The following is a 13,200-nucleotide window of genomic DNA, read 5'->3' as shown; positions in this document are numbered from 1 at the left end:
GCCACGTCCCGGCCGGGCGGTCGTCCGCGGGCGACCGGACCGAGGTCGTCGCGGGGGGCGGCGGCGAGCCGGGTCGGCGCGTCCGCGGTGTCGGGAGCGCCGTCGAGGCCGTGCTCCGGGGTCCCCGCGGCCCGCGGGGCCGGACCGGGGCCGCGTCGGGGAGCCCGGCGCGCGACGGCGACCGAGAGCGCGAACCCGACGAGCAGGACCGCGTGCAGCGCGACCCGGTCGGGCTCCACCCGGCCCGCGGCGAGGTCGAGTCCGCTCAGCACGGCGAGCACGACGATGAACACCCCGAGCACCGGGAGCAGGCCCGCGAGGTGGCGGGTCCAGGAGGCGCCGGCGACGAAGGCCGCCCCGAGCGCGAGGTTCCACGCCGCGGTCTCGTGGCCCATGTGGGCCATGTCCGCGCCGGCGACCATCGCCGGGCCGCCGCCGTGGCCCACGAGGCCGACGAGCGCCGCGACCCCCAGCGCGATCTGCACGACACCGACCGCCGCGAGCGCCACCCGTGCGCCCACCTGGCGTCGTGGGTGGCCCGGGGCGGCCGGCAGGACGCGGGCGACCAGGTCAGGCCCCGCCTGCGCGGGCGCGGTCCGGGTCAGCCGGGTGACGACGGCGGCCTGCTCGCGCCACGCGGCGCAGGCCGGGCACGTCCGCAGGTGGGTGCGCACGGCGGGCCGGCGGGCCGGGTCGCCCTCGCCGTCGAGCTCGGCCGAGAGCTCCTCGCGGCAGACGGCGCAGTCCGTTGACCCCATGCCCCGCAGGTCGTCCGCGGGCACGCCCCGGTTCCCGCCGGTGCGGGCGCGCCACCGGGTCCGGTCAGGGTTCACGGGTCGCCGCCCGGGGTGCGGGGCTCCCGGTGCCGTGCGAGAGCGCCTCGACGAGGTCCGCCCGGGCCCGCGCGACCCGGGAGCGGATGGTCCCGATCGGGCAGCCCGCGACCCGCGCCGCCTCGGCGTAGCCGAGGCCGAGCAGCTGGGTCAGGACGAAGGCCTCGCGCCGGTCGGCGGGCAGGGCGTCGACGGCGAGGCGCAGCGCGATCCCCTCCGCGACGTCGCCGGGCCGGGCGGCCCCCAGCGGCTCGTCGTCGTCGACGACCTCGGCGGGCGCGACCGGTCGGCGGGCGCGGCGCCGGAGGTGGTCGGCGGCGACGTGGCGCGCGATCGCGAGCAGCCACGTGCGCGCCGGGGACTCGGCGCGGTAGCGGCGCAGCGCGCCGAACGCCCGCTCGTAGGTCTCCTGGGCGAGGTCGGCCGCGACCCCGCGGTCGGCGAGGTGCACCAGCAGCCGCCACACCTGCTGCTGGGTGAGCTCGACGAACCGCGCCGCGGCCGCGCGGTCACCGTCGCGTGCGGCCAGCGCCGCGTCGGTGATGACGGCGTCGTCCATCGCCTGCCGGTCCTCCGCTCGGTACCGTCGTCCTACGACGACCTGTCGTGGACCAGTGTCCCCGCCCGGGCGGTGAGGGCGCGACACCGGCCCCGGCCAGCGTAGGCACTCCCCACGCCGGCTATCGCCCGCTCCGCGAACATGAGAGAAAGGGGGCTGCGCCTCAGCTCGTGCCGGTTCGTGGAGCCCGCCTCGTACGGTCGTCGCCAGGCCCGCGCTCCCCACGCTCCTGGAGGCCTGACCCATGGTCGACGGCTGGTTCGGCATGACGGTGGCGACCGTCTTCGTCCTCACGACCGTGCTCTGCGCGGTCTCCCTCGCCGCGCACGGGCCACGACGCGGCGGTCGCATCGCCGCGGCGGAGGCCAACCACATCGTCATGGGCGTCGCGATGGTGCTCATGGTGACGCCCGTGACGGCGGGGCTGGTGCCCCCCGTCCTCGGCGCCGGCGTCTTCGGGGTCGCGACGGCGGCCTGGCTCGCGGCGCTCGTCGTGGCCCGCCGGCGCGCCGAGCCGCTCGGGTCGGCCGTCGGGGTCGACCGCTGCACCGCACACCCCGCCCACCTCGCGGCGGTCGACGCGGCGATGCTCGTGATGTACCTGGCGATGGCCCCGGCCGCGGTGCCGGCCGCGGCGGACGCGGCGATGCCGGGGATGGACATGTCCGGTGCTGCGGGCACCTCGACGGAGCACGCCGCGCACGGCGCCCCGCCGGTCGGGCTGCTGGTCGTCGCGGCAATGCTCGCCCTCTACCTGGTGGCGCACGCGGCCGTGACGGTGGTCGTCGTCGCCCGGCGTGCCCGGGCGGCACGCGTGGCGCAGCCGGCCGCACCCGTCGTCGGGACCTCCGGCGGTGCCGCGGCCGGTGGCGTCGCAGTGGCGACCCCCGCGCCGGCCGTCCCGCGCGCGGTGTCGGTGTTCGCGCACGGCCCGGTCCAGCTCGTCGGTCAGGCGGGGATGAGCCTCGCGATGGCCGTCATGCTCTGCCTGCTGTAGCGCACCGGCCGTAGACGACGAGCGTGAGGTCGGGCCGCTCGGCCGGGTGCAGCACCGTGTGCGCGAGCGTGATCTCGCCCAGCCGTGGGTGCCGGACCCGCTTGGTGCCCGACCGGTCCTCCCGGACGTCCTGTCGCGACCACCACGCGGCCGCCTCCGCCGACTCCCGGCGCAGGGTCTCGACGACGGCGGCGACCCGCGCGTCGTCGGGATGGCGGGCGGTGGCGGCCCGGAGCCGGGCGAGGACACCCCGGGCCACCTCCTCGCGGTCCACCAGCACCTCGCGCGCCCGGGGGTCGGTGAAGACCCAGGACGCGACGTTGGCCGGTGACCCCGTCGTGGCGGTCATCCCGCCGAAGAGCTCCCGGGCGGCGTCGTTCACCGCGAGGACGTCGAAGCTCGCGGCCGTGACGTAGGCGGGCCGCGGGTCGAGCGCCTCGACGAGGTCGACGAGCCCGGCGTCGATCGTCTCCGGACCGGGGTCCGGCGTCGTCGGCGCGAGCCCGCCCAGGCGCATCAGGTGGTCCCGTTCGTCGCCGGTCAGCGCCAGGGCCCGGGCCAGCGCCTCGAGGACCTGGGCGGAGGGCCGCACGTCGCGCCCCTGCTCGAGGAACGTGTACCAGCTGGTGCTCACGCCCGAGATCAGCGCGAGCTCCTCGCGGCGCAGGCCGGGCGTGCGGCGCCGCCCGCCGGGCGGGAGGCCCACGTCCGTGGGGGAGAGGCGTTCCCGGCGGCTGCGCAGGAACGTGCCGAGCTCGGCGATCGTCACGGGTACCACCACTACCAGGATGAGCGCCCTCTGGATACCAGGCTGAGCACCCTGAGACTGGGGTCCATGCGTGCATGGACACTCGACCGTCCCGGCGACGACCTCCGCCTGCGTGAGCTCGACGAGCCCGGGGTCCGCGCCGGCGGCGTGCTGCTGCAGGTCCTCGCGGTCCACGTCCCGGCCTACACCGACGTGGTCGCCGCCGGCCCGCGCGGAGCCGTGCCCACCCCCCTCGTGCTCGGCGTCGGCGGGGTCGGGCGGGTGCTCGCCGTCGCCGACGACGTCCTCGGGATCGCGCCCGGGGACGTCGTCGTCCACGTCGGTCTCCTGTCCTCCGGCGACGTCGCGGACCCGCAGGAGGTCCTCCTGGGGTGGACCGGCATCGGCGGGCGGGGCGAGCGCACCCCCACCGTCGCCGCGATGCAGGACCGCTGGCGCGACGGGACGTTCGCCGAGCGGGTGGTGGCGCCGAAGGAGGCGGTGGTGCGCCTGCCCGGCGCGGGGACGGTCGCCCCGGAACGGCTCGCCCTGCTCGGGTGGTTCGCGATCGCCGCCGAGGCCCTCGACCGGTCCGGGATCGCGGCGGGCGACGCGGTGGCGGTGCTCGGGGCGACGGGCCAGCTGGGAGGCGCCGGGGTGCGGCTCGCGCTGGCCCGCGGGGCCTCGCGGGTGCTCGCGGTCGGACGGAACGCGGCGGCCCTGGCCCGGCTCGCCGCGCTCGACCCGCGGGTCACGACGGTGCCGCTGGGCGACCGCGCGGGGACGGCGGCGGCGATCACGGCGCACGGCGAGGTCGACGTCGTCCTCGACGCGCTCGGCGCCGTCGGGTCTCCGGAGCCGACGCTGGCCGGGTACGACGCGCTCCGCCCCGGCGGGACGATGGTGCTCGTCGGGGGCGTCCGCCAGGACCTCGCGCTGCCCTACGGCGACCTCATGCACCGCCGGCTGACCGTCCGCGGGTCGTGGATGTTCTCCCACGCGACGGCGCTGCGGGTGTGGCGCTCGGTGTCCGGCGGCGCGCTCGACCTGCGCGACGTCGACGTGCGGACGGTCGGGCTCGACGACCCGGCCGCCGCGCTGGCGCTCGCGTCGGAGGCCGGTGGCGACGCGTTCGTCGTCCTGTGCCCGTAGGCCACCTGCGCCGTCCCGACTGCGCCGACCGAGCGAACCCGACGGGTAACTCTCACTCTCGGTATTGATGGCGGTGCCTGCCAACAACGCTGCGTACTGGGGTTAGTCTTCCCCGGTCGTGGGGTCGGAGCCGGGAGTCGGCGCCGTCGGGGCCCCCGTCGTGAACCGCGTCGTCCCTGGTGGAGCCCCTGCGCCGGGTCGTCGTCTCGCCACGGACCCGGACGGAGACCGCATGCGGCCACGCCTCGCCACGCCTCGATCACGCTGCTCCATCAGGACCATGACCCTTGCGGCAGCAGCCGTAGTGGTTGCGCTGGGTGCTGGAGCGTGCGGGTCGCAGGCGGCGCCACCGCCGCAGACCGTGCGGGTGGAGCGGGCGTCGGTGAGCACCGGGGTGGACTCGACCGGCTCGGTGTCCTCCGTCGGGTCGACCAACCTCGGGTTCCCGACCGGCGGGCAGCTCACGGCCGTCGACGTCAAGGTCGGTGACCGGGTCACGGCGGGCCAGGTGCTCGCCACCATCGACGACTTCGCCGCGCGCCGGCAGCTCCAGCAGGCCCGCGCGCAGCTCGCGGGCCAGCAGGCCCAGCTCGACAAGGTCTCCGACGGCACCTCCGTGCAGGGCGCGCAGCGCTCGCTGAACGCCGCGGCCTCGATCGTCTCGGCCACCCGGCGCCAGGTCGACGCGACCCTCGCCGCGGACGACGCCGCGATCGCGGCCGCGGGGGCCTCCGGCGGCTCCGGCGCCGGGATGACCGGCACCTCGACCGCCGGAGCGGGCGGCGTGATGGGCGGCGCGATGTCGCTCGCCGGGTCGGCGGCCACCGGCGCGATGGGCGCGGCGGGCGGCGCGGGCGCCTCGTCGGCGACCAGCCCCGCGCAGGCCACGGCCAAGCGGCAGGCGGACGCCGCCGCCGGCGACCTCCAGATCGCCAACGCCCGCCAGGGCCAGGTCACCGCCCAGAACAACCTCGACGCCGCGAGCGCGGCCCGGCCCAACGACCTCGCCGCCGCCCGTGCCGCGGTCGACGCGGCGCGCGCCCAGGTGGCCGTGGCCCAGCAGGCCGTCACGAACACCACGCTGCGGGCGCCCTCCGACGGCACGATCACCGCCCTCAACGGCGGGGTCGGTGAGTTCGTCGCGCCCAGCGGCTCCACCACCCCCGTCGCCCCCGGCACCGACGCCGCGATCCCCGGTGCTGCGCAGGCCGCGGGCGCGGCCGCCGCCGCCGCGGGCGGGGCCTCGCCGTCGCGCCCGGGCGGGACGCAGTTCCTGGTGCTGCAGAACCTGACCCAGTACGCGGTCGTCGTACCGTTCCAGGAGGTCGACGCCGCGCAGATCGCCCCCCAGCAGCCCGTCTCGGTGTCGCTGGACGCCGTCCCGGACGGATCGCTGAACGGCACCGTCCTCGCCGTGGCGCCGTCCTCGACCGCGATCGGCGGCAGCGTCGAGTACTACGTGACGGTCGCGCTGCCGAACGACCCCCGGATCCACGACGGGCAGTCGGCCCGCGCGACGGTGATCACCGCCCAGTCCGGCCCGAAGATCAGCGTCCCGAACCGCGCGCTGCACCGGCAGGGCAGCGCCACCACGGTCACCGTCGTGACCCCGGACGGCCGGCAGGTGCCCACCCCGGTGACCACCGGTCTGGCCGGGCCCGACCGGACCGAGATCACCGGCGGGCTCGCCGAGGGCCAGCAGGTCGTGCTCGGGGGCACCTCGTGACGACCACCGAGGAGACCACCGGCGACGAGGCCACCGAGGACGGGACCGCCACGACCACGGACACCGCGACGGACCCGGCCACCGAGCCCACCCCCGTCGTCGGGACCCCGCGGCGCCGGATGAAGCGCTCGACGACGATCGCCCTGATCGTCATCGGCGTCGTCGCCCTGCTGGCCGCGGTGGGGTTCACGCTGTCGTACGTCCTGGACGCGAGCCGGTACGTCTCCACCGACAACGCGCAGGTCGACGGAACGCAGATCCCGGTCGTGTCGCCCGCGAGCGGCACGCTCGTCGGGTGGCGCGGCACGACCGGCCTGGCGATGCACCGCGACCAGGTGATCGGCCGCGTCCAGCTCCAGGGCGCCTACGTCGCGCCGCAGCTGGCGATCCGGGCGCCCGCGGCGGGCACGATCGCGAACTCGAGCACCACCGACGGCGCGTACGTGACCGCCGGGGCGCAGCTCGCGGTGGCCTACGACCCGGCGTCGGTCTACGTCACGGCGCGGGTGGACGAGACCGACGTCGACGGCGTGCAGGTCGGCCGCGCCGTCGACTTCACCGTCGACGCGTACCCGGGCCGCACCTTCCACGGCACCGTCGAGGAGATCCAGGGCGGGGCGGCCGCGGTGTTCTCCCCGTTCCCGCAGTCGAACTCGGGCGGGAACTTCCAGAAGGTCACCCAGGTGATCCCGGTGCGGGTCGCGATCGACGACGCGCAGGGCGCCGACCTCATCCCGGGCATGAACGTCACCGTCGACATCCACAAGAGCTGACCGGTCACGGCGTCGTCGGTGACACCGGGGTCCGCGGCGCCGCGTCCGCCCAGAGCGATATCGGCCTCCCGGGGACCCGTGGTGGTCGAGGATCGCGCGCAGTCATCGAGCGCGTGCGATCACCGAGGAGCTGCCCATGCCGCGGACCGAGGTCCTCGTCGAGACCCCCGACGGCACCTGTCGCGCCACCCTGCACGGGGGCGACCCGGGTCGGGCCCGGCCCGGCGTCCTCTACTACCCCGACGCCGGCGGGGTGCGGGAGACGTTCGCGGCGATGGCCGACCGGCTGGCCGAGCAGGGCTACGCCGTGCTGCTGCCCGACATCTACTACCGGACCCCGTACGAGCCCTTCGACACCGCGACCCTCTTCGGCGACCCCGAGGAGTTCGCGCGGCTCACCGCCCTGACCCGGACCCTGACGCCGGACCGGGTCGTCACGGACGCGGGTGCTCTCCTCGCGGCGCTCCTCGCGCGGGAGGAGGTCGCCGACGGGCCGGCCGGCGTCGTGGGCTACTGCTTCGGCGGCGGCATGGCCTTCCGGGCGGCCGGCCACCACCCGGAGCGCGTCGGGGCCGTCGCGACCTTCCACGGCGGCAACCTCGCGGCGGCCGACGACCCGGACAGCCCGCACCTGCTCGTGCGCCGGATGCGCGCGGCCGTGTACGTCGCCGCCGCCACCGACGACGCCTCCTTCGACGCCGACCAGCACGAGCGGCTCCGCGAGGCGTTCGACGAGGCCGGGGTGGCCGGCACCGTCGAGACCTACCCGGCCGCGCACGGGTTCGCCGTCCCCGACAACCCCACCCACGACCCGGCCGCCGACCAGCGGCACCGCGAGGCGATGGCCGCCTTCCTGGGCGCCCACCTCACCGCCTGAGGGAGCGGCTCCCCCTCGCCGAGTGGACCCCGAGGGCTGGGCCGGCAGCCGTGGGAGTCCACTCGGCGCTCGCGGCCACCTACCGACGGCGGCGGCGCAGCACCCGGCGGAGCCGCGCCCGGAGCGCGCCGAGCAGCAGCCGGAACGGGCTCGGCCCCGAGGTCGGGGCGGGCGCCTCCCCGGTGCGCGCGGCGGTGTCGACCGAGTCCGCGAACTGCTCGAACAGCCGGCGGGAGACGTCGCCCGCGAGGGCGCGCCCGAACCCGGCGATCCGCCCGGACAGGTGCACGTCCGCCCCCGCCCGCAGCGTGGTCCCGCCGTCGGGGAGCGCCTCCGCGGCCAGGCGGATCACGGCCCGGGTGCTCGACCCGCCGCGGTCGGCGCCCTGGGCCAGCACCCGCATGACGTGCGCGTCCGGGTCGTGCTCGACGACGTGCGCGACCCCGTCGAAGGTGAGCGACACCGGCCCGAGCGCGACCTTCGCCGTCCCCCGGTAGCGGTCGTCGCCGAGGTCGGCGGTCATCTCGGCGCCGGGCAGGCACGCGGCGAGGCGCTCGAAGTCGGCGAGCACCGCCCACACGTCCTCGACGCCGGACGCCAGCGTCGACGCGACGTCGACGGTGACCGTCGGCGGGCCGGACGGGATCGTGATCTCGACGGGCTCCGCGCCGGCCGCGACGTCGTCGTCGGGACCCGCCGCCGGGGACCCGGCGCCGCCGCCCGACGCGCGCCCGACGAGCGCCGCGGGGGCGGCCGCGCGGGGCGCCGGCACGCCGTCGGGACACGCCGCGGCGACGTCGGCGACGGCGGCGAGGATGCCGCGGTAGCCGGTGCAGCGGCAGAGCACGCCGGACATGTCCTCGGCGAGGGTGTCCTCGTCGTAGGTCCCGCCGGCGAGCAGGTCGTAGCCCGACATCAGCATCCCGGGCGTGCAGAACCCGCACTGCAGGGCGTGGTGGTGGGAGAAGGCCCGCTGCAGCGGGTGCTGGTCGCCGGCGCTGCCGAGCCCCTCCACCGTCGTGATCTCGGCGCCCTCGCACTGCACCGCGAACAGCAGGCAGGCCCGCGCCGCCTCGCCGTCGACGAGGATCGTGCACATCCCGCACACGCCGTGCTCGCAGCCGACGTGGGTGCCGGTCAGGCCGAGCCGGTCGCGGAGCACGTCGGAGAGGGTCGTGCGGGGTGCGACGGCGAGCGTGGTCTCCCGGCCGTTGACGGTGAGGGTGACGTCGAGCGTGGCGTCGGCGGCGACGCGGACGCCCTCGGGGCCGGTCACGCGAGCGCCTCGGACCGGGCGCGGGCGAGCTCGCGGGCGGCGAGCACCCCGAGCAGGCGGGCGCGGTACGCGGTCGAGCCGTGGGCGTCGCCCGCGGTGTCGACGACCTCGCGGGCCAGCGCGTCGGTGGCGGGGCGGAGGTCGGCCTCCGTGGCGCCGGTCGACAGCAGGTCAGTGACGTCGCGGAGGACGGGACGGTCGGAGACCCCGAACGCGGCCAGGGTGGCGTCCCGGACCGCGCCGTCCACCACGCGCACCCGGACCGCGACCCCCGCGAGCGCGAAGTCCCCGTGCCGTCGGGCGATCTCGGCGAACCCGAAGCCGTCGCCGGCCCCCGCCGTCGGGAACCGGACGCCGGTGACGAGCTCGTCGGCGGCCACGGCCGTCGTCATCGCCCCGGTGACGAACTCCGCGGCGGGCACCTCGCGGTCGCCGCGCGGCCCGGTCACCTCGACGACCGCACCGAGACAGGCCGCGACGGCCGGCAGCTCCGCGGCGGGGTCGGCGTGGGCGAGGCTCCCGCAGACGGTGCCGCGGCTGCGCAGCTCGCGGTGCCCGACGAAGGGCATCGCCCGCCCGATCAGGGGGACGGCCGCGGTCAGCCGGTCGCGCTCGACGCGGCGCTGGCGCACGGCGGCACCGACGCACAGCTCGTCCCCCCGCCGCTCGAAGCGACCGAGCTCGGGCAGTCCCGCGATGTCGACGAGCGTCCCCGGCCGGCCCAGGCGCATCGCGAGGACGGGGACCAGGGACTGGCCGCCGGCGAGGACCTTGGCGTCGCCGCCGGCAAGGGTCTCGACGGCGTCCGCGACCGAGGCCGGGCGGTGGTAGGCGAACGGCGCGGCCTTCATTCAGCGCCCCGTGAACCGTGGTGTGCGCTTCTCGGTGAACGCGGCGACGCCCTCGGCGAAGTCGTGGCTCGAGCGCAGCATCGCGTAGGCCTTCCGCTCGAGCTCGATGCCCGAGTAGAGGGGCGCGTCGATCCCGCGGTCGAGGACCTCCTTCGCGGTGCGCAGCGCCATCGGGGAGAAGCCCAGGAGCTTGTCGACGAGGGCGTCGGTGGCCTTGTCCAGCGCCTCGCGGTCGGGCAGGAGCTCGGCGACGAGGCCCCAGTCGGCGGCCTCGGCGCCGGAGATGCGCTTCGCGGTCATGACGTGGTGCTTCGCGCGGGACAGCCCGATCAGGCGCGCGAGCCGCTGGGTGCCGCCGGAACCGGGGATCATCCCGAGGTTCATCTCCGGGAGCGCGAAGCGGCTGCGCTCGGTGGCCAGGCGGATGTCGCAGGAGAGCGCGAGTTCGCACCCGACGCCGAAGCAGTAGCCGTCGACGGCGACGACGACCGGCTTCGGGCTGCGTGACGCGGCGGTCACCTCGTGGCCGAGGTCGGTGAAGTCGACCGGGTCGACCTCCATGAACCCGGCGATGTCCCCGCCCGAGGAGAAGTGCTCGCCGTCGGAGCGGATGACGACCACCCCCACGTCGGGATCCCGGTCGATCTCGGCGAACCGCTGCGCGACCAGGGTCCGCATCTCCCAGGTGATCACCGTGTACGGGCCGTGGGACAGCACGAGGTTCGCGACGCGCCCGTCGTGCGAGCGCTCGAGCCGGACCTCGCCGCCGGTCAGTGCCATCAGGCATGCCCTCCTTCGTCGGGCATGTGAACGGAATTCGTCGTCGGGGCGACGAAGTTCGTACACATGCGCTGGAACAGTGCCTCGCCGTGCAGGGGCAGCGAGTCGATCGGGACGCCGGCCGGGGCCAGGGCGTCGGCCACCGCGTTCGCGATCGCCACCGGCAGGCTCATCGAGCTGCCCTCGCCGCAGCCCTTCGCGCCGAGCGGGGTGAGCGGCGACGGGGACTCGAGGTGGTCGGAGACGAGGTCGAACCCGGTCTCGGCGGCGGTGGGGCAGAGGTAGTCCAGGAACGTCGCCGACTGCGGCTGTCCGGCGTCGGAGTACCGGAACTCCTCGTACAGGGCCCCGCCGAGGCCGTGGACGAGGGCGCCGTGCACCTGGCCCTCGAGCAGCACCGGGTCGAGGACCGTGCCCGCGTCGTGGACGCTCGCCACCCGGTCCAGCGTGATCTCGAGGGTGTCCGGGTCGATCCGGACGCCGACCATCTCCGCGACGAAGCCGTAGCAGAGCGACGAGTTGATCCGGTCCTCCGCGGTGGCGGCGACGGCCTCGGGCGGGCGGAACTCGCCCTCGGCGCTGGTGTGCGCACCTTGCTCGGGCGGCAGGGCGCCCGGGTCCCAGTGCAGGAGCCCGGCCGCGTGGCGGAACCGGCAGGAGGTCCCCGACGCCGGGTCGCGGAGCTCGCCGTCCGCGAGCTCGAGGCGGCCGGCGGCGTCGGGCGGGAGGCCGAGGAGCACCGTGGCCGCACCGCGCACCGACTCGGCGAGCCGGTCGATCGCCGCGATCACCGCGCTCGTCACCAGCGGCGCGAACCGCGACGAGTAGCTCCCCGACGTCACCGTCCACGGCGTGGTGGCGGTGTCCATCTCGACGCGGACGCGGACCTGCTCGACCGGCAGCCCGAGGTGCCGGGCGGCCACGCGGCGCGCGACCGTGGCGTGCCCCTGGCCCTGCGGGACCGAGCCGAGCATCACCGTGACGACGCCCTGCACGTCCACCGACGCCCGGACGATCTCCGTCGAGCCGGACTTGTCGCGGCCGGGCTTGCGGTCGGGCGCGGGGGTCGCGAGCCCGACGTAGCCGATGTTGGTGCCCGACGGGTCGACGACGAGGGCGAGCCCGACGCCGTAGTACGCCCCGGCCTCCCGGGCCTGGACCTGGCGGGTGCGGAGCTCGTCGTACCCGCCCTTCGCCAGCAGCACCTCGAGGGCGCGGGTGTAGTCGCCGGAGTCGTAGAGCCCGCCGGTGGGCGTGCGGTGGGGGAAGCTCCGGACGAGGTTGCGGCGGCGGACCTCGGCGACGTCGAGCCCGGTCGCCGCGGCGACCGCGTCCATCAGCCGTTCCAGCCCGAAGTAGAGCTGCTGCCCGCCGAAGCCGCGGTTGAGCCCCGTCGGGGCCCGATTGGTGACGACGGCCCGGGCGCGGATCGCGACGGCGGGCACGTCGTAGGCGCCGGTGATGTTGCCGAAGCAGCGGTAGAGCGTGCTCGGCTCGGGCGGGCGCAGGTAGGCCCCGACGTCGTCGACGAGGTCGGTCCGCAGGGCGGTGACGCGCCCGTCCGCGTCGACCGCCGCCTCGAACGCCATCACCCGTCCGGCGCCGGACGAGCTGGCCAGCAGGTGCTCGATCCGGTCCTCGGTCCAGCGCACCGGCCGCCCGGCGTGCTTCGACGCGAGCGCCATGAGCACGACGTAGGGGTAGATGCCCGACTTGATCCCGAAGCTGCCGCCGATGTCGGCCGGGACGTGCAGCCGGAACCGCGACGGCGGCAGGCCCAGCGCGCCCGCCGCGACCGGCACCATCGTGAACGGGCCGTGGAAGTTCGCCCAGGCCTCGACGCCGGGGCCGTCCGCGTCCTCGCTCCAGCGGGCGACCACGCCGTAGCACTCCATCGGCACCGAGGAGTAGCGCGGGAACGTGTACTCGCCGCGCACGGTGTGGGCGGCCCCGTCGAAGGCCTCGTCGACCGCGCCGAAGGAGAAGGTGCGGTCGGTGGCGACGTTCGTGCCGGCCTCGTCGTGCAGCAGCGGCGCCCCCGCCTCGAGCGCCTCGCGGGTGTCGACGACGACGTCGAGCGGCTCGTAGTCGACGCTCACCAGCTCCGCGGCGTCCTCGGCGACGTAGCGGTCGGTCGCGACCACCACCGCCACGGGCTCGCCGACGTAGCGCGCGCGGTCGACGGCGCTGGGCAGGTAGGGCATCGGGGTCGAGGTGGAGAGCGGGAACGGGCGGACGGCGGCGCGGACCTCGTCGGGGCCGATCACCGCGGCCACGCCCGGATGCCGGCGCGCTCGCTCCAGGTCCGCGCGCCGGATGCGGGCGTGCGGATGGGGGCTGCGGACGACGGCGGCGACGAGGGTGCCGGGCAGCGGGTCGAGGTCGTCGAGGAACGCGCCGGTGCCGCTGACCAGCGCGGCGTCCTCGTCCCGGGTCGGGGTCCAGGTCGGGGTGCCGCTCATCGGCGCGCCTCCGGTTCCGAGCGAGGGGCCCCGTCGCTCGATCTATCCGACCGAAGGTGCCCTTCGCTTGGAACGGTGGCCGCCCCGCTGTCGGCCAGCGCGTCGAACTCGCCCGCGACCAGCACCCGCCGCAGCGTCTTCCCGACCGCCGAGCGCGGCACCGCCG

Annotated in this window: 12 protein-coding genes; 5 read left to right on the top strand and 7 right to left on the bottom strand. The window is 76.5% G+C overall.

The genetic code is table 11. The features are described from left to right. A partial coding sequence (locus AC0CYZ_RS05895; protein ID WP_472213268.1) for a zf-HC2 domain-containing protein occupies positions 1-782 on the bottom strand: 782 nt, incomplete at its 3' end. 40 nt (positions 783-822) lie between these two features. Further along, a complete protein-coding gene (locus AC0CYZ_RS05890; RefSeq protein WP_472213266.1) occupies positions 823-1,392 on the bottom strand; it encodes a sigma-70 family RNA polymerase sigma factor in 570 nt (189 codons plus the stop codon). A gap of 244 nt (positions 1,393-1,636) precedes the next feature. Here AC0CYZ_RS05890 and AC0CYZ_RS05885 point away from each other — a divergent pair, with 244 nt between their 5' ends. Further along, positions 1,637-2,389, top strand: coding sequence for a DUF5134 domain-containing protein (locus AC0CYZ_RS05885; RefSeq protein WP_472213264.1), 753 nt, complete (start codon positions 1,637-1,639; stop codon positions 2,387-2,389). Here AC0CYZ_RS05885 and AC0CYZ_RS05880 read toward each other — a convergent pair. Continuing rightward, complete coding sequence (locus AC0CYZ_RS05880) at positions 2,370-3,158, bottom strand: helix-turn-helix transcriptional regulator (RefSeq protein ID WP_472213262.1); 789 nt, start codon at positions 3,156-3,158, stop codon at positions 2,370-2,372. The two genes, AC0CYZ_RS05885 and AC0CYZ_RS05880, sit on opposite strands and share 20 nt — an antisense overlap. Before the next feature lie 66 nt (positions 3,159-3,224). Here AC0CYZ_RS05880 and AC0CYZ_RS05875 point away from each other — a divergent pair, with 66 nt between their 5' ends. The 4 genes from AC0CYZ_RS05875 (at position 3,225) to AC0CYZ_RS05860 (ending at position 7,665) form a co-directional block, all read left to right on the top strand. Further along, the gene (locus tag AC0CYZ_RS05875) at positions 3,225-4,289 is read left to right on the top strand and encodes a zinc-binding dehydrogenase (protein WP_472213260.1); all 1,065 of its coding nucleotides are present in this window, start codon (positions 3,225-3,227) and stop codon (positions 4,287-4,289) included. Between the two features lie 382 nt (positions 4,290-4,671). Then, a complete protein-coding gene (locus tag AC0CYZ_RS05870; RefSeq protein ID WP_472213258.1) occupies positions 4,672-6,015 on the top strand; it encodes an efflux RND transporter periplasmic adaptor subunit in 1,344 nt (447 codons plus the stop codon). Then, positions 6,012-6,788 carry an HlyD family secretion protein gene (locus AC0CYZ_RS05865; RefSeq protein WP_472213256.1) on the top strand — a complete coding sequence of 259 codons (777 nt, stop codon included), beginning with the start codon at positions 6,012-6,014 and terminating at the stop codon, positions 6,786-6,788. The genes AC0CYZ_RS05870 and AC0CYZ_RS05865 overlap by 4 nt, the downstream gene beginning before the upstream one ends. A gap of 136 nt (positions 6,789-6,924) precedes the next feature. Beyond that, complete coding sequence (locus tag AC0CYZ_RS05860) at positions 6,925-7,665, top strand: dienelactone hydrolase family protein (protein ID WP_472213253.1); 741 nt, start codon at positions 6,925-6,927, stop codon at positions 7,663-7,665. A gap of 79 nt (positions 7,666-7,744) precedes the next feature. Here AC0CYZ_RS05860 and AC0CYZ_RS05855 read toward each other — a convergent pair whose 3' ends face one another. Genes AC0CYZ_RS05855 through AC0CYZ_RS05840 form a run of 4 tightly spaced genes read right to left on the bottom strand, consistent with a single transcriptional unit; the run spans position 7,745 to position 13,034 of the window. After that, positions 7,745-8,941 carry a xanthine dehydrogenase family Fe-S subunit gene (locus AC0CYZ_RS05855; protein ID WP_472213250.1) on the bottom strand — a complete coding sequence of 399 codons (1,197 nt, stop codon included), beginning with the start codon at positions 8,939-8,941 and terminating at the stop codon, positions 7,745-7,747. Continuing rightward, on the bottom strand, positions 8,938-9,792 hold the full coding sequence (locus AC0CYZ_RS05850) for an FAD binding domain-containing protein (protein ID WP_472213248.1): 855 nt from the start codon (positions 9,790-9,792) through the stop codon (positions 8,938-8,940). The genes AC0CYZ_RS05855 and AC0CYZ_RS05850 overlap by 4 nt, the downstream gene beginning before the upstream one ends. Further along, the gene (locus AC0CYZ_RS05845) at positions 9,793-10,572 is read right to left on the bottom strand and encodes an enoyl-CoA hydratase/isomerase family protein (RefSeq protein WP_472213246.1); all 780 of its coding nucleotides are present in this window, start codon (positions 10,570-10,572) and stop codon (positions 9,793-9,795) included. Next, positions 10,572-13,034 carry a xanthine dehydrogenase family protein molybdopterin-binding subunit gene (locus AC0CYZ_RS05840; RefSeq protein ID WP_472213244.1) on the bottom strand — a complete coding sequence of 821 codons (2,463 nt, stop codon included), beginning with the start codon at positions 13,032-13,034 and terminating at the stop codon, positions 10,572-10,574. The genes AC0CYZ_RS05845 and AC0CYZ_RS05840 overlap by 1 nt, the downstream gene beginning before the upstream one ends. Positions 13,035-13,200 lie beyond the last annotated feature (166 nt).

This window comes from Actinomycetospora sp., assembly GCF_055612215.1.
Note: the sequence above shows the minus strand (reverse complement) of the source record. Positions and strands in the feature narration are given on the sequence as shown.